Origin of the sequence: Kribbella antiqua (assembly GCF_004345665.1) — a bacterium.
Classification (GTDB): domain Bacteria; phylum Actinomycetota; class Actinomycetes; order Propionibacteriales; family Kribbellaceae; genus Kribbella; species Kribbella antiqua.
This window is the reverse complement of record NZ_SLWR01000002.1, coordinates 685402-701119: the sequence shown is the minus strand read 5'-3', so window position 1 is coordinate 701119 and position 15718 is coordinate 685402. Positions and strand designations below refer to the sequence as shown.

Genomic DNA, 15718 nt, shown 5'->3' with positions numbered 1-15718 from the left:
TGCGATCACGCACTGTCGCCCGCTGGCTTTAGAGTTTCCGGGTGACGACGAACGATTCGCCTGAGCAGTTGACGCTGCTGCGGGAGACCGTTCGCAAGTCCCGGACCAAGGAGCCGGCCGGGATCACCTCGACGCTGCCCGTGGCCCGCGTCGCGGTCGACGTCTCGCTGCCACATCTGGACCGGCCGTTCGATTATCTGGTCCCCGAGGACCTGGCCGCGGCGGCTCAGCCCGGCGCCCGGGTGAAGGTTCGTTTCGCCGGCAAGGACCTGGACGGGTTCGTGCTCGAGCGGCTCGAGTCCTCCGATCACGAGGGCAAGCTGGCCCGGCTCCGCAAGGTTGTGTCGGCGGAGCAGGTGCTGACGCCGGAGATCGCCGACCTCTGTCGCGCGGTCGCCGACCGGTACGCCGGAGTCCTCGCGGATGTCACGCGGCTCGCGGTCCCGCCGCGCCACGCTAAGGTCGAAGGCGAGCCGTTGCGCTGCGACCAGCCCCCGCCTCCGCCGCTGTCCACCTCGCGCTCCGAGTGGTCGCCGTACCCGACCGGGTTTCTCGACGCGGTTGCTCGGTCGGAGTCGCCGCGCGCGATCTGGACCGCCGTACCGGGTGCGGATTGGGCGCTCGCCTTTGCTCAGGCTGCCGCGGTGTGTGCGGCCTCGGGTCGTGGGGCGCTGTTGCTCGCGCCCGACGCTCGTGATCTCGAGCGGTTGGCGGCAGCCTGTACGGCGGTTCTCGGCGCGAGCGGGTTCGTCACGCTGTCGGCCGATCTTGGGCCGACGGCTCGGTATCGGGCGTTCCTCGCGGCGCTGCGTGGTTGTGCGCGGGTGGTGATCGGGACGCGGGCGGCTGCCTTTGCGCCGGTGGCCGACCTTGGACTGGTCGCGTTGTGGGATGACGGCGACGACTCGTACGCCGAACCGCGGGCGCCGTATCCGCATGCCCGGGAAGTCCTTCTGCTGCGGGCTTTTCGGCAGAAGTGCGCCGCGCTGCTCGGCGGGTTCGCACGGACCGCGGAGTCGGCGGCGCTGCTGGAATCCGGGTTCGCGGCGGAGCTGATCGCGGACCGGACGGTGATTCGGGCGGCTGCTCCGGCGGTGCATATCGCGGGGGAGTCGGATACCGATCTTGCCCGCGATCCGGCGGCCCGGGCTGCGCGGTTGCCGAAGCGGGCGTTCGAGATCGCGCGTGAGGGTTTGCGATCCGGGCCCGTCCTGGTGCAGGTGCCGCGGGCGGGTTATCTGCCGAGCCTGGTGTGTCAGACGTGCCGGGCTCCGTCGCGTTGTGCGACCTGCGGCGGTTCGTTGCGTCGTACTGGCGGATCGGGGCCGGCGAGCTGCGGCGTCTGTGGGCGGCCGGCGGCCGATCACCGGTGCCCGGAGTGCGGTGACACCCGGATGCGCGCCGCGGTCGTGGGAGCGCGTCGTACGGCGGAAGAGTTGGGCCGCGCGTTTCCCGGCGTCGTCGTTCGTACGTCGGGCGGCGACAACATGCTGGACGTCGTACGCGACGAGCCGGCGTTGATCGTCAGCACCCCGGGAGCCGAGCCGGTCGCGGAAGGCGGCTACAGCGCTGCTTTGTTGCTGGACACCTGGCTGATGCTCGCCCGACCAGACCTTCGCGCTCCCGAGGAGGCCGTACGGCGATGGTTCAACGCGGCGGCGCTGGTCCGGCCGACAGGCACGGTGATCCTGGTTGGTGAACCGTCCGCGCTCCCGCTGCAGGCCGTGGTCCGCTGGAGCCCCGAGGGCTTCGCGGCCCGCGAAGTCGAGGAACGCCGCGCCGCCCGCCTCGCCCCCGCCGCGAAGTTGGCCGAACTCACCGGCCCCTCCGAAGCCGTAGCCGACCTGATCACCCGCCTCCGAAACCTGCTGCCATCCTCAGCCGGCCTGGAAGTCCTGGGCCCGGTAGACGTCGACGACGAAACCGTCCGAGCCGTAGTTCGCACCCCCCGAGCTGCCGGCTCCACCCTCGCCCGCGCGCTGAAAGACGCCCAATCCACTCGCAGCGCAAAGAAAAGCCCCGGCTCAGTTCGAGTCCAGGTAGACCCACCGTCGTTCGGCTAGACCAGGGGAGTGGAGGCGGTGAGGAGTTGGCTGCCTAGCGAGGTGCGGCGGTAGAGGACTGCTCGGCCGTCGCGGCGGGAGGCGACTACGCCGGCGTTCCGGAGGATGCTGAGGTGGACGCTCAGGGTTGGGGCCGAGACGCCGAGCTGGTGTGCCAGGTGGGTTGTCGACATGGGCAGATCGAGGTGGGAGACGATCGCCGCCCGGGTCCGGCCGACGAGGTCGGCCAAGGGTGAGTCGGTGGTGTCCTGCCTGTCCTCCCACAGCCGCCCGAGCCCACGCGGCGGATACGTGATCGTCGGCACGTAAGGTGCTGCGGTCACAGCCAGCCCGGCCGGCCAGGTGAAGACACACGGGACCAAGAGCACACCCTGCCCCGCCATCGGCTCGCCGTCGCAGCAGAACGGCCGGTTGATCTCGATCAGGTCCCCGGTGAACCGCACCGACGGATGCAGATTGCGGAACAACCGCTCCAGCCCGCCCGCGGCCAGCTCGTCGAGACGAAACGCGAGATCCTCCTGCAGCAGCGAGCGCATCCGCCGCCAGTCGGGCTCGATCGCGCGCCGCCAGTACGACTCCAAAGCCGAGGTGATCAGGTCGAGCGCCTTGGCCGGATGGGCGATCAGGTCCGGCAGCAGCGGGTTTGGATTCTCCTCGTGCAGCCTGCCGATCTCGTCCACTACCAAGTGGTGCGGTGTCGCCGCGATCGCGGCCAGACCGGACTCGAAGCTGGTCGAGCGCCGCGGCGGCGCCGGCGTCAGGAAGTCCGGGATGTAGCCGACCGGCGGAATGAGTGCCTTCAGCAACGTCAGGTCCGGACCGTCGATGGCCGGCCGCACCTTCTGCAGCCAAGGCCCGTGCACGCTGCGCGCGGTGTTGTTGCTGAGCGCCCGTACGCTCGTGACGGCCTCCCACACCGGCGACAGCGCGAACCGGATCCGGCCCACGTCATCGGTGTTCAACCTGATCGTGATCACCTCCCCACCCTAACCGATTAGTTCTGTGCCTAATCGTCGACGCCGATCGCCGTAGCCCTGAGAGTTGTCCTCATGAGTGCTATCGCCGCTGCCGACGCGCCCGCCCCGGCCCTGCCGAGGGCCTTCTGGGCGCTCTGGGTCTGCCAGTTGGTCAACCGGCTCGGCAGCTTCGTTCAGCCGTTCCTCGTCCTCTATCTGACCCAGGACCGTCACCTTTCAGCCGGTACGGCGGGTGCCGTAGCCGCCGCGGTCGGCGCCGGCTCGGTCGCGTCGCAGCTCGTCGGAGGCTGGCTGGCCGACCGCGTCGGTCGCCGCTTCACCATGCTGATCTGCTTCTTCGGTACGGGCGCCGCACTCATCCTGCTGGGATCGGCCCGGTCGATGGTGATGATCTGGGCAGCGGCCTTCGTGGTCGGCTTGCTCGGTGACCTGTTCCGCCCGGCCGTGCAGGCGACTGTGGCCGACATGCTCCAGCCGGGCGAGCGAGTCCGCGCGTACGGGCTGCTCTTCTGGGCGATCAACCTCGGCTTCTCTGTCTCGACCGTGAGCGCCGGCGTACTCGCGTCGATCGGCTATGGACTGCTGTTCTGGCTGAACGCCGGTACGTCGGTGATCGCCGGCCTGGTGATCTGGGCGATGGTGCCGGAGAGCCGACCGGCCCTGGACGAGGGCACGTCACGTCGGCCACTGCTGCCGGTCGCACTCCGGGACACCGTGTTCCTGCTGATGATCCTGCTCCAGATCGGTTACGCGACCATCTACTTCCAGGGCTACTCGACCTTGCCGTTGGCGATGGCTGACGACGGGCTGCCGTCCTCGACGTACGGGTTGGTGATTGCCCTCAATGGTGTGGTGATCGTGCTGGTCCAGCCCTTCCTCGGCAAGCGGCTGGCGGCGTTCGATCGGCCGAAGCTGCTCGCGGCGTCGATGCTGGTGGTCGGCCTCGGGTTCGGACTCGGCGCGGTCGTGCACGACTGGTGGGGGTACGGATTGTCGGTGGTGGTCTGGACGATCGGCGAGATCGGGTTCGCGGCGGTGATCGGCGCGGTGTTCGCCGATCTCGCCCCGGTTGACCTGCGCGGCGGATACATGGGCATGTCCGGGATGGCGTTCGGCATCGGCACGGTGGTCGGGCCGCTGGCCGGGACCAACGCCCTCGAGTACCTCGGTCCGACCACGACCTGGCTCGGCTGCGCGCTGCTGGGAGTGATCATCTTCATCGGGCAGTTCGCGCTGGCGCCGGCTCTGCACGCCCGAGCCGCTGCGAACGCGGCGACCGCATGACGTGGGCGGTCGCGATGGTCACCACGATCACCGCGGCCGCGACCCACAGAGCGCGCACCGTGCCCAGCACCACGACACCAAGAGTGCTCCCGAACTGCTGCACCGCGTTGAGCAACCCAGCCGCCGACCCCGTCTCCTGCGGCTGAACGCGATGCAGCGCCTCGGTGAAGAACGACGTCGTGAACAGACCGGCGCCCACTCCACACACGGCAAGTCCGATCGGCTGGTTTGCTCCCAGTACGGCGACCAGCAGCAGACCGAGGCCGACGTACATGAGCCGCGAACCGAACCGCGGGGCCAGCCACTGACCGGCGCACCATGAAGCAACCCCGGAGCACACCGACCACGGCAAGAGCGTGAGACTCGCGTGCATCACGCTGTGGTGCAGAGTGAGTTGCTGATGCAGTACGACGATCAGAGTCAGGCCGCTCATCACCGCGAAGAACAACGTCGACGTGATGAGCGCCGCCCCGAAGCCGCTGTTCCGGAACAGGCTTACCTCGATCGTCAGCAGGTTCCGCCGCCGCGGCGACCGCGATTCGGGCAGAACCCTCGCCAGCGCCAGTACGGCGAGACCCAACGGCACGTTGACGAGGAACACCGCTCGCCAGGAGATTGCCTCGGTCAAGACTCCGCCGAGCAACGGGCCCGAGAGACCCGCGAGTCCCATCACCGGCCCGATGCAGCCGAGCGCTTTGGACAGCTCGGGTCCTTCGAAGCTCGTCTTGATCAGGCCGATGGTCTGCGGAATGACCACCGCCGCCGCAACGCCTTGAACCGCTCTTGCTCCGATCAGTACGACGGGATCCATCGCCAGCGCGCACGTCGTAGACGCCGCCACGAATCCCGCCACGCCGATCCGGAACACCCGCCGCCGGCCGTAGAGATCGCCTAATCGTCCGCCGGTGATGAGCAGTAGTGCGAATGGGAGCGTGTACGCCGCACTGAACCACTGGATGTCCGACGTCCGCCCACGCAGCTCACCGTGGATCACGGGCGCCGCGACCTGGACGATCGTGGCGTCGAGCAAGTTCATCGCCTCCGCCACCAGCAGGGCGATCAACCCCACCCATCGCTTCTTCTTGTTTGTCATGCGTTGAACTCTCGCGTCGAGAGCTTGCCGGATTCCATCAAGTTGGCTCTAGTTGCAGGAATCTTCCAATGCATGGTGTTCTGAGCGAGGATCGTCACATGCTGGACGAGATCGACCGCGGCCTGATCCATGCGCTGCAGACCAACGGGCGGGCGCCGTACAGCCGGATCGGGGCCGTGCTCGGGGTGTCGACACAGACGGTGGCTCGCCGTTACAACCGGCTGCGCGCGGAGGCCGGACTGCGGGTCGTCGGCCTGCCGGATCCGCAGCACGCGCGCCGAGCGCAGTGGCTGGTCCGCCTGACCGCCACACCGCAGGCCGCGCAGGACCTCGCGGCGGCACTCGCCCGCCGGTCGGACACCAGTTGGATCAAACTGGCGTCGGGCGGGACCGAGATCGTGTCCATCGTCCACACCACGCCAAGTGACGGGAACACCCTGCTGCTGCACGACATCCCGCGCGCATCAGGCATCACGGCGGTCTCGGCGCACTACCTCCTGCACCTGTACGTCGGCGGTCCGTCAGCCTGGCGCGGACGGGCCAAGAGCCTGAACCCGCAGCAGGAAGCGGCCCTGCGTACGTCCACCACCGACCGCGAGGCAGCGCGCTCGCTCGGGGCCGGCGACCGGAAGCTTCTGGCCGCGCTCGGTCAGGACGGGCGGGCCACGCTCGCTGATCTCGCCGTACGCACCGGATGGACCGCCGCGACAGTCGCTCGCCGCCTCGACGAGTTGCAGCAGAGTGAGGCGGTCTTCTTCGATGTCGACGTCGACCCAGCCGCACTCGGCGTGACCACCAGCGCGATGCTGTGGATGTCGGTGCCGCCCTCGCGGGTCGATGGGGTCGCACGCGCCCTGGCCGAGCACGACGAACTTGCCTTCGTTGCGGCGACTACCGGGCGTACGAACCTGGTGGCCCACGCCTTGTGTGCCAGCCCGGATGCCTTGCACACCTATCTGACCGAGCGGCTCGGTGCGCTGGAGTCCGTCACCGCCCTCGAGACCGTCCCGATCCTGCGAACCGTCAAGGCCGCGGCGCCGTTCGCATAGGGTTGCGGGCATGACTGAGCGGACGATCGACACGGTGGTGTTCGACATCGGTGGGGTGTTGATGGACTGGAGTCCGGACTACCTGTACGCCGACCTGATCCCGGACGAGCAGCAGCGGACCTGGTTCCTGACCGAGGTAACGACGCGCGAGTGGAACCATCAGCAGGACGCGGGCCGGCCCTGGGCCGAGGCAGTCGTGGAGCTCACCGCACTGCACCCCGAGCACGCCGAGTGGATCGAGGCGTACGACACCCAGTGGCTGAAGACCATCAAGGGCCTCTTCGAGGACACGGTCGCCGTCTTCAACGACATGCGGGCGCTGGGCATCCCGACGTACGCGCTGACCAACTTCTCGGCGGAGAAGTGGGAGGTCGCCAAGGAGGCGTTCCCGATCCTGACCGAGTTCGACGGTGAGGTGGTGTCCGGGGTCGAGCAGACGACGAAGCCGGACGAGAAGATCTACCGGATCCTGCTCGAGCGCTTCGGCCTGACGGCTGAGCGCACCTTCTACACCGACGACGTGCAGCACAACGTCGACGGTGCCCGCGTGGTCGGCATCGACGCCGAGCTTTTCACCAGCGCGGCGTCGCTCCGTGAGCACCTGCGGGCCCGCGGCCTTTCTGTTTAGGCGGCGGGGGTGGACAGGGTTTCGGCGTACGCCGGTGTGGTCGCGAGGAAGGCGGCTTCGACGTACACCGTGTTGTCCTGGCAAGTCAGGGGAGTGAGGGCGGTCCCGGGCTTGCCGGTGTAGATGGGCTGGGGGCGTTGGCGGCCGGGTTGCCAGCGGTTGATCTGGTAGCTCTCGTTGCCGTCGGCGACTGTTCGGGTTTCCCAGAAGATCCAGTTGCCGCAGGCAATGATGGTGTCGGTGACGATCGTGCCGAGCTTTTGCGAGGGGGAGTCGCCGGATTCGCGTACGTACGCCTGGCTCTGGTACTGGTTCGGGTCCGACGCGCTGACCTCGGACCATACGGTTGCCCCTCGCAACGAGGCGCCGCTCCACTGGATGCAGTTGGTTGCCGCTGGCACTGGGCTGGCCGGGCCGCCTTCGAGCGGCGCGGTGAGGACGCGTTTGCAGCGCTTCGCGGTCTCGGGTGCGATGATCTCGCTGAACGTCACTGCGTCCTTGGACAGCACAGGGTCGGCGACGTACCCGGGATCCGCCACGCAGGTCACGGCGCGCGACTTCAAGGTGGCTAGCTCGGCGACGATCAGGCACGACCTGTTGCGAGCGTCGGTCGAGCTGTAGGCGAACGTCCCGTCGTTCGCACCGATCTCGGGCTCGGAGACCCTTGGCAGGTGCTTGGCCAAGTCAGTCGGGCGACCGGTGCTCAGGTCGTAGCGGTACACCCGGATCTCCGGGTCCGGCCCGTCGGACCGGATGTCCTCGATCAGCGCCCACCGGTCGTCGATCACCACCGGCGACTGGGCCACGAAGCCAGCCGCCGGGACATGCCGTACGACGACCTTGCGGCTGCCGCGGTCGGTGATCACGGTGGTGCCGGCCTCGTCACTGCCGCGGGTGACGAGGTACTTCCGCTGTTGCGTGACCAGGTGCTGGCCGTCGACCGGTTGGCGGAGCACCTTCGTCCAGGCGGGGGCCGCCGTACCGGTGTCGCTGGGTTTCGACTCGCTGGGTTTCGACGGAGTCGACGGTGCTGCGGTTGGCGACGGCATGGTCGTCGTACTGGATGAGCAGCCGGCGACGAGCAGGACGACGGCTGCTGCAACCAGAGGTTTGCGGGGCATTTTTCTACAGGCCGATGTTCTGGAAGGAGTTGGCCAGGGTCGCGTTGAAGAGGGCGCTCGCCGGGATGTTCTTCGGGCCGTCGGTGACGTTGCCGCGACTGTTGAACCGGCGCTCGTTGAAGACCTCGTAGATCGCGATCGTGCCGTTCGCGCGATCGTAGCCGCGGCCGACCTGGTAGTGCCCGCTGTGGTTGAACGCGAGGTACGGGAAGTACCGCTTGAGCAGCTGGGTGTGCTCGATGATCGGGGCCTTGTTGACGCCGAGGTGCTTCTGGTGCACCTGGAAGAACTTCTGCGCGTTCCAGTGGCCGACGTTCTGGACGATGTAGGTGCCGGCGGCAAGATCCCAGTTCGTCTTCAGGTTCGTCTGCTTGACCATCGCCGAGATCGCCGTACCGGACGTGGTCGACCCCAGATCCTTGGCCCAGGACGCCTGCGTGTCCTTCTGGTCGTCATCCGCCCAGTCAATCGACTGGAACGTCGCCGGCCCACACCAATACCCCTTCTCCTGCGACGTCTGATACCCCTTCATCACATACGCCGCCTTAGGCACCGGCTTCACCGGAGTGACCGGCGAGGGAGTCCCCTGAGTAGGCGCAGTCACCGTAGGTGTAGCAGTCGGCGAACTAGTAGGAGTCGGCCTCGGTGTCGCGGTGGGAGTCGGCGCAGCCGACTGCGGGCGCGGGTCAGCGTCGAGGAGGCGGAGCTCGCGAGCTTTCTCCCGCCCGTCCCAGGCCGCCTGCATCTCGTCGAGCTCGGCGTTCACCCGCGCGCTCTTCGGCATGGACGCCCGCTCCGCGACGAACGCGGCAGGGGTCAGGTCGCCGGTCGAAATGTCCTGCTCCACGCCGTCCTCGGCCGCGGTCGCGGTCGGCGGGCGCAACATCTGCTGCACCTGAGCCCCGGTCGGTAGCTCGTCCACGAAGCCGAGGCCAAGGCAGTAGTTCTCCTCGTCGAGCTTGAAGCAGCGCATCACGGACGAGGCCTGCGCCGAGGTGTCGGCGGCGCGGAGTTCCAGGTCGCTGGGTGAGGTCTCGGTGACCTGCTGCACCACCTCGCTCCACGACCGCGCCGCCGGAAGCTCCGCGGCAGGCTCGGCCGGCGCGGCACTGGGATCGGCAGTTGGTTGAGCGGCAGTCGGCTGAGCTGCGGGAGCCGGTGCGCTGGACGTCGTACGGTCGCGCGGCTCGTAGGCGGCGGCGGTGAGGGGCGCCTGCGCGAGCAGGGCCCCGAGGAGGATCAGTGTTGCCCCCCGTGCTGCTGTGGGCATTGGGTCTCCCGTTGGGCGTGTGACGGTAGTGACTGTAGGTACGCCTGAGACCACAGTACGTGCTTGTGGCAACTATGTGGAGGGCCCTCCCCGCCGAAGCCGCCTACGGGCGGCAATTAGACTTGCCAGGTCCTGGTCCGTGGAGCGCTGTGGAGAGTCTGTGTCGGTCCAACCCATCCGCCTGTTCGGCGACCCCGTCCTGACCAGCAAGGCAGAGCCGGTGGTCGACTTCGACGCTGAGCTGCGCCGCCTCGTCGCGGACCTCACCGACACCATGCAGGCCGCGCCCGGTTCCGGCCTGGCCGCGCCGCAGATCGGCGTCGGGCTGCGCGTGTTCACCTGGCACATCGAGGGTGAGCTCGGCCACCTGATCAACCCGGTCCTGACGCTGTCCGAGGATGACCAGTTCGGCCCGGAAGGCTGTCTGTCGATCCCCGGCCTGAACTTCGACTGCCGCCGAGCCGAGTCGGTGATCGCCAAGGGCTTCAACATGTACGGCGACCCTGTGGTGATCGAGGGCTCGGACCTGCTGGCCCGGTGCATCCAGCACGAGACCGACCACCTGGACGGCATCCTCTTCATCGACCGCCTCGACACCGAGACCCGCAAACAGGCGATGAAGGCCATCCGCGAAGCCGACTGGTCCGGCCTCGGCGGACCGCCACAGGTCAAGCTCTCCCCGCACCCGACGAACGGATTCGGCCTGTGAGAGTCGTCTTTGCCGGTACGCCGGAACCCGCTGTCGCCGCGCTGAAGGCGATTGTTGCCAGTCGCCACGAACTTGTTGCCGTCGTCACCCGTCCGGATGCCCCGGCCGGCCGCGGCCGCAAACTCGTTGCCTCGCCGGTCGCGCAGTACGCGGAGGAACTCGGCGGCATCGAGATCCTCAAGCCCGTCAAGCCCTCAGAACCTGCCTTCTTGCAGCGGCTGGCCGAGATCGCCCCGGGTTGTTGCCCGGTCGTCGCGTACGGCGGATTGTTGCCGCAGGCAGCGTTGGACATCCCCGCGCACGGCTGGATCAACCTGCACTTCTCGGTGCTGCCGGCCTGGCGTGGAGCCGCGCCGGTGCAGCACGCGATCATCGCCGGCGACGACGTGACCGGGGCGACCACGTTCCGGATCGTGAAGGCGCTCGACGCCGGCCCGGTTTACGGCGTACTGACCGAGCCGATCGGTCCAAACGACACCGCGGGTGATCTGCTGACCCGGCTGGCCGAGTCCGGGGCCAAGTTGCTGGTGGACACGCTCGACGGGATCGAAGCCGGGGTGCTCGAGGCGCGGGAGCAGCCGGCGGACGGGATCACGCTGGCGCCGAAGATCAACGTCGAGGACGCTGAGCTGGATCTGACAGCTCCGGCGCAGCGCGTGGACCGGCTGGTGCGTGGATGCAACCCGGCGCCGGGTGCGTGGACGATGTTCCGCGGTGAGCGGTTGAAGGTGCTCGCCGTATGGCTGACCGACGAGGAGCTGAAGCCTGGTGAGCTTCAGGCCACCAAGTCGAGTGTGAAGGCCGGCACCGGCAGCAAGGCCGTGGAGCTGGTGACAGTCCAGCCGCAGGGCAAGAAGCCAATGGCCGCGGCCGATTGGGCCCGCGGCGTCCGTCTCACCGACGAGGACCGTCTGGGACCATCCGCGTGAGTGACCGATCGCCTCGTAACCGGGCGCCGCAGCGGCGCCCGGACCGGGTTCGCCGCGTTGCGTACCAGGTCATCCGTCAGGTCACCGCGGAGGGCGGCTACGCGAACCTCGCGCTGAACAAGGCACTCCGCGAGCAGCGCCTAGGTGGCCGCGACGCCGCGTTCTGCACCGAGCTGGTCCACGGCACCCTCCGCTGGCAGGGCACGTACGACGCCTTCCTTGCTCGGAGCGTGTCCCGCCCATTGGCCGACCTGGATCCGGAGCTGCTCGACCTGCTCCGCCTGGGCACGCACCAGCTGCTGAGGATGCGCGTCGACTCGTACGCTGCGGTGAGCGAGATGGTGACGCTCACCCGCGCCGAGATCGGCCAGAAACGCAGCGGCCTGGTCAACGCCGTCCTCCGCAAGATCAGCCAGCGTTCGCTGAACCAGTGGATCGACACCGTTGCCCCAAGCATCGATGAGGATCGCGTCGGCCACCTGGCGATCGCCAAAGCACACCCCCGCTGGGTGATCGAGGCCTTCGACAACGCACTCAGCGATGGTCTCGAAGAACTACTGGACGCGGACAACGAGCCGCCACGCGTGACCTTGGTCGCGCGGCCAGGGCTCGCGGATGTGGACGAGCTGATCGAAGCCGGAGCCAGCAAGGCGCGGTGGTCGCCGTACGCCGCTGTGCTGCAAGGTGGCGGTGATCCCGGCCGGATCCAGGCCGTCGCGACCGGCCGCGCCGGTGTGCAAGACGAGGGATCGCAACTGGTCGCGACCGCGCTGGCCAACGCGCCCATCGACGGCGACGACAAGCAGTGGCTGGACCTCTGCGCCGGACCAGGTGGCAAGTCCGCGTTGCTCGCCGCCATCGTCCACCAGCGCGAAGGTCGGCTCACGGCGATCGAGCCGCTCAAGCATCGGGCCGAGCTCGTCCGTTCGAACCTCCGCGCGGTTCCCGGCGACCACAAGGTGCTCGTCGGCGACGGCACCAAGCCCACCTGGCCGGCGGCGTCGTACGACCGGGTCCTCGCGGACGTGCCCTGCAGCGGCCTCGGTGCGCTCCGCCGTCGCCCGGAAGCGCGTTGGCGCCGTACGCCGGAAGACGTCGTCGAGCTCAGGCCCTTGCAGGAGGACCTGCTCGACTCGGCGATCACCTCGGTCCGGCCGGGCGGCGTGGTGGCGTACGTCACCTGCTCGCCGCATCCCGACGAGACCCGCGCGGTCGTGGACGCCGTACTCAAGGGCCGCTCGGACGCAGTCCTGGAGGATGCCCGCGCGTTCTTCCCCGGCGTGCCCGATCTCGGCGACGGGCCGGATGTCCAGCTGTGGCCGCATGTTCACGGCACCGACGCGATGTACCTGGCATTGATCCGGCGGTCATAGTGACGCGGCAGTCTCAGATCGTCGGGCTGAGCGCCGCCTTCGGCATCGGCATGCTGGTCGCCATCCAGTCCCGGCTCAACGGCGAACTCGGCCACGTCCTCGCCGACGGCGTCGCGGCCGCGCTGATCTCCTTCGGGACCGGTCTGTCGATCCTGCTCGTCGGAGTGGCGTTGCTGCCGCCGGTCCGCCGCTCACTCGCCAACGTATGGCGTGCGATCCGTACGCCGATGCGCGGGCACGGTGGCCTGCGGTGGTGGCAGTGCCTCGGGGGAGTCGCAGGTGCATTCCTGGTCGCAACCCAGTCGATCACCGTCTCAGTGGTCGGAGTCGCCGTCTTCACCGTGGCCGTCGTAGCCGGGCAGGCGGTCAGCAGTCTCGTCGTCGACCGCCTCGGCTTCGGTCCCGCCGGTCCACAGCCCTACACCACGCCGCGCGTCGTAGGAGCGGTTCTCGCCCTGGCGGCCGTCGTACTCGCGGTGTCCTCGCAGCTGAGTCACCCGGACGGTCTGCTGCTCGCCGTACTGCCTGCACTGGGCGGAGTTGGTACGGCGGTGCAGCAGGCGATCAACGGCCGCGTCGCCCGCACAGCGTCACGGGATGCGTACGGCGCGGTCGCGGCCGGCGTGGTCAACTTCCTCGTCGGCTTCGTCGCATTACTGGTCGTCTTCCTGGCGGACCTCACCATGCGAACAGCGCCGCATCATTTGCCGAGTGAGCCCTGGCTGTACTTCGGTGGTGCGTGCGGAGTGATCTTCATCAGCGCGGCGGCGGCCGTGGTCCGAGTCGTCGGCGTCTTCGTGCTCGGACTTGGGACGATCGCCGGTCAGCTGATCGCGAGCCTCTTCATCGACCTGTTCGTCCCCGCCGCCGACAAGGCCGTCACCTTCCCTGTCGTCGGCGGGACGCTACTGGCCCTCGTCGCCGTAGTGGTCGCAGCGGTGCCGAACTTACGCCGCTGACGCCTCCACGGCGAGCGTCGGCTTCCGGCGGATGGTACGCAGCAAGCCCTGCGAGACCGCGACGCCGAGCAGGACGATCAACGCGCCGACCGGCTGGTACCAGGTGATGTGCTCGTGCAGCACGATCACGCCGACGATGATCGAGAACACCGGCATCAGGTAGGTCACCATCGACGACCGGCTGGCACCGATCAGCCGGATGTTGCGCAGGCTGAGCACGAACGCGAGCCCACTGCCGAGCGCACCCAGGGCGACGACACTCAGCACCACCTCGATCGACAGCGACCACGGCACCGGCGGCGCCTGCCGCGTGACGATCGGCGCGACGATCGCCAGCTGGACGGCCGCGCAGATCAGCAAGCTCGCGGACAACGCCGTACCGGACAATGTCGTGCCGGCGATGAACCGCTTCTGATAAGGGATCGCGAACCCGTAGAAGACGGCGGCGAGCATGCACAGCAGCTGACCGACCAGATCCGCGCCGCCGTGGACGTTCCAGGCCCCGAGTACGACGAGCATGCCGCCGAAGCCGAGGATCAGCCCGACCACCCGCTGCAGCGAGAACGTCTCGGTCCGGAAGATCAGTACGGCGATGGGCAGCACGATGAGCGGGGTGATGCCGTTCCAGATCCCCGCCAGGAGGGACGGAATGCGCTGCTCGCCGTACCCGAACAGGGTCCACGGGATGGCCGATCCGACCGCACCGAGGACGAAGGAATGCGCCCACAGTCGAGGGTCCCGCGGCAGCGACTGGCGCTTCACCGCCAGGATCGCCACCAGCACCACCGAACCCGCGACCACCCGGCCGAGCGCCAGGTACAGCGGGTGCAGTTCCCGGACGCCGACGGAGATGAACAGGAAGCTGCAACCCCAGATCGCCGCCAGGGCCAGCATGGTCGGAAGCCAGGCCCGCACCGGCGCCTTGTCAGTAGTAGTCAGGGTGCTCACTCCTGACATCCTGCACTACGCCGGGGACATTTCGTACATATTTGCCCGCGACCGGGCAGCTGTGGACAGCCGATGGCACTCACGGTGACCTTCGGGGAGGATGGCCGGCATGGGTGTCTTCGACGTCATCGCCGTCCGCAAGCAGTTCCCCGCTCTCGACGAAGGGGCCGCGCACTTCGACGGTCCCGGCGGTTCACAGACTCCGCAGGTCGTCGCCGATGCCGTCGCGAGGACGATGACCTCGGCGCTGGCCAACCGCGGCCAGCTCACCGCCGCCGAGCGCCGGGCCGACGAGATCGTGGTCGGCGCCCGCGAGGCGATGGCCGACCTCCTCGGTACTGACCCGCGCGGCATCGTCTTCGGCCGCAGCATGACGCAACTGACGTACGACTTCTCGCGGACGCTCGCGAAGACCTGGGCGCCCGGCGACGAGATCGTCGTCACCCGTCTCGACCACGACGCGAATGTCCGCCCGTGGGTGCAGGCCGCCGAAGCAGTCGGTGCGACCGTCCGCTGGCTCGGCTTCGACAAGGAGACGTCCGAGCTCGACGACGTCACGCCGCTCCTCAGCGACCGCACCCGCCTGGTGGCCGTCACCGGCGCTTCCAACCTCATCGGCACCCGCCCGGACACGACGCGCATCGCCGACCTCGTCCACCAAGCCGGAGCCTTGCTGTACGTCGACGGCGTTCACCTGACCGCGCACGTGCCGATTGATGCGACGTACGCCGACTTCTACGTCTGCTCGCCGTACAAGTTCTTCGGACCGCACCTCGGCGCGCTAACGGGTTCGCCGGAGCTGCTCGAGACGTTGCGGCCGGACAAGTTGCTTCCGGCAACGGATGTGGTGCCGGAGCGATTCGAGCTCGGGACGCTTCCCTATGAACTTCTCGCCGGTACGACGGCGGCGGTCGACTTCCTGGCGAGTCTCGGTGGCACGGGCTCGACGCGGCGCGAGCGGCTGATGAGTTCGCTGCAGTTGGTCGAGGAGTACGAGGACGACCTCCGCGTTGATCTCGAGACCCGGCTCGAGGCCATCCCAGGCGTCACCCTCTACGGCCACGCATCGCGTCGTACGCCGACCCTGCTGTTCACCGTCGACGGATGGACGCCGGCTGCCGTCGCGGAGCGGCTCGCGGCAGCCGGAGTCAACGCTCCGGCCGGTTCCTTCTACGCCTACGAGCCTGCGCGCCACCTTGGGCTCGGCGCCTCGGGTGCCGTCCGTGCCGGCCTCGCGCCGTACGTCGACCAGTCGGATGTGGACCGCCTCGTCGCCGTGGTGGAGAGTCTTGACGCCGCTCCGGAGGACTAACTA

General features: G+C 68.5%; 14 protein-coding genes. 9 read left to right on the top strand and 5 right to left on the bottom strand.

Annotated features, from left to right (window positions below; all coding sequences use genetic code 11):
• Positions 1-41 precede the first annotated feature (41 nt).
• Positions 42-2063 (top strand): primosomal protein N', encoded by a 2022-nt coding sequence (locus tag EV646_RS09150; protein WP_132145949.1) that lies wholly within the window; start codon positions 42-44, stop codon positions 2061-2063.
• Here the strand turns inward: EV646_RS09150 and EV646_RS09145 are convergent.
• The gene (locus tag EV646_RS09145; RefSeq protein ID WP_132145947.1) at positions 2060-3040 is read right to left on the bottom strand and encodes an ArsR/SmtB family transcription factor; all 981 of its coding nucleotides are present in this window, start codon (positions 3038-3040) and stop codon (positions 2060-2062) included. The genes EV646_RS09150 and EV646_RS09145 overlap by 4 nt on opposite strands.
• Positions 3041-3112: 72 nt before the next feature.
• Here EV646_RS09145 and EV646_RS09140 point away from each other — a divergent pair, with 72 nt between their 5' ends.
• The gene (locus tag EV646_RS09140; RefSeq protein WP_132145945.1) at positions 3113-4324 is read left to right on the top strand and encodes an MDR family MFS transporter; all 1212 of its coding nucleotides are present in this window, start codon (positions 3113-3115) and stop codon (positions 4322-4324) included.
• On the opposite strand, the gene EV646_RS09135 is transcribed toward EV646_RS09140, so the two are convergent.
• Positions 4257-5417 (bottom strand): MFS transporter, encoded by a 1161-nt coding sequence (locus EV646_RS09135; protein ID WP_132145943.1) that lies wholly within the window; start codon positions 5415-5417, stop codon positions 4257-4259. The two genes, EV646_RS09140 and EV646_RS09135, sit on opposite strands and share 68 nt — an antisense overlap.
• A 98-nt stretch (positions 5418-5515) precedes the next feature.
• Between EV646_RS09135 and EV646_RS09130 the strand changes: the two genes are divergently transcribed.
• Together EV646_RS09130 and EV646_RS09125 are read left to right on the top strand one after the other, a co-directional pair.
• Positions 5516-6466, top strand: coding sequence for an Lrp/AsnC family transcriptional regulator (locus EV646_RS09130; RefSeq protein ID WP_132145941.1), 951 nt, complete (start codon positions 5516-5518; stop codon positions 6464-6466).
• Between the two features lie 10 nt (positions 6467-6476).
• Entirely contained in the window at positions 6477-7094 is a 618-nt protein-coding gene (locus EV646_RS09125; protein ID WP_132145939.1) for an HAD family hydrolase, read from the top strand.
• Here EV646_RS09125 and EV646_RS09120 read toward each other — a convergent pair.
• A complete protein-coding gene (locus EV646_RS09120; RefSeq protein ID WP_241995625.1) occupies positions 7091-8215 on the bottom strand; it encodes a hypothetical protein in 1125 nt (374 codons plus the stop codon). The genes EV646_RS09125 and EV646_RS09120 overlap by 4 nt on opposite strands.
• Before the next feature lie 4 nt (positions 8216-8219).
• Positions 8220-9485, bottom strand: a complete 1266-nt coding sequence (locus EV646_RS09115; protein WP_132145937.1) for a C39 family peptidase — start codon at positions 9483-9485, stop codon at positions 8220-8222.
• A 160-nt stretch (positions 9486-9645) separates the two neighbouring features.
• On the opposite strand from EV646_RS09115, the gene def reads away from it, so the two are divergent.
• Genes def through EV646_RS09095 form a run of 4 tightly spaced genes read left to right on the top strand, consistent with a single transcriptional unit; the run spans position 9646 to position 13455 of the window.
• Positions 9646-10194, top strand: coding sequence for a peptide deformylase (gene def, locus EV646_RS09110; protein ID WP_132145935.1), 549 nt, complete (start codon positions 9646-9648; stop codon positions 10192-10194).
• Positions 10191-11123 carry a methionyl-tRNA formyltransferase gene (fmt, locus tag EV646_RS09105; protein WP_132145933.1) on the top strand — a complete coding sequence of 311 codons (933 nt, stop codon included), beginning with the start codon at positions 10191-10193 and terminating at the stop codon, positions 11121-11123. Before def ends, fmt begins: the two co-directional genes overlap by 4 nt.
• The gene (locus EV646_RS09100) at positions 11120-12496 is read left to right on the top strand and encodes an RsmB/NOP family class I SAM-dependent RNA methyltransferase (RefSeq protein ID WP_132145931.1); all 1377 of its coding nucleotides are present in this window, start codon (positions 11120-11122) and stop codon (positions 12494-12496) included. The genes fmt and EV646_RS09100 overlap by 4 nt, the downstream gene beginning before the upstream one ends.
• On the top strand, positions 12496-13455 hold the full coding sequence (locus EV646_RS09095; protein ID WP_241995623.1) for a DMT family transporter: 960 nt from the start codon (positions 12496-12498) through the stop codon (positions 13453-13455). Before EV646_RS09100 ends, EV646_RS09095 begins: the two co-directional genes overlap by 1 nt.
• Here the strand turns inward: EV646_RS09095 and EV646_RS09090 are convergent.
• Positions 13444-14403, bottom strand: coding sequence for a DMT family transporter (locus tag EV646_RS09090; protein ID WP_199236883.1), 960 nt, complete (start codon positions 14401-14403; stop codon positions 13444-13446). The genes EV646_RS09095 and EV646_RS09090 overlap by 12 nt on opposite strands.
• Positions 14404-14512: 109 nt before the next feature.
• Between EV646_RS09090 and EV646_RS09085 the strand changes: the two genes are divergently transcribed.
• Positions 14513-15715 (top strand): cysteine desulfurase-like protein, encoded by a 1203-nt coding sequence (locus tag EV646_RS09085; RefSeq protein WP_132145927.1) that lies wholly within the window; start codon positions 14513-14515, stop codon positions 15713-15715.
• Positions 15716-15718 lie beyond the last annotated feature (3 nt).

Bases quoted from the DNA above. Each gene is read 5' to 3' on its own strand.
- EV646_RS09085 (WP_132145927.1), top strand. From the start codon at position 14,513: ATGGGTGTCTTCGACGTCATCGCCGTCCGCAAGCAGTTCCCCGCTCTC.
- EV646_RS09120 (WP_241995625.1), bottom strand. From the start codon at position 8,215: ATGCCCCGCAAACCTCTGGTTGCAGCAGCCGTCGTCCTGCTCGTCGCC.
- EV646_RS09135 (WP_132145943.1), bottom strand. From the start codon at position 5,417: ATGACAAACAAGAAGAAGCGATGGGTGGGGTTGATCGCCCTGCTGGTG.
- EV646_RS09115 (WP_132145937.1), bottom strand. From the start codon at position 9,485: ATGCCCACAGCAGCACGGGGGGCAACACTGATCCTCCTCGGGGCCCTG.
- EV646_RS09125 (WP_132145939.1), top strand. From the start codon at position 6,477: ATGACTGAGCGGACGATCGACACGGTGGTGTTCGACATCGGTGGGGTG.
- EV646_RS09130 (WP_132145941.1), top strand. From the start codon at position 5,516: ATGCTGGACGAGATCGACCGCGGCCTGATCCATGCGCTGCAGACCAAC.
- EV646_RS09140 (WP_132145945.1), top strand. From the start codon at position 3,113: ATGAGTGCTATCGCCGCTGCCGACGCGCCCGCCCCGGCCCTGCCGAGG.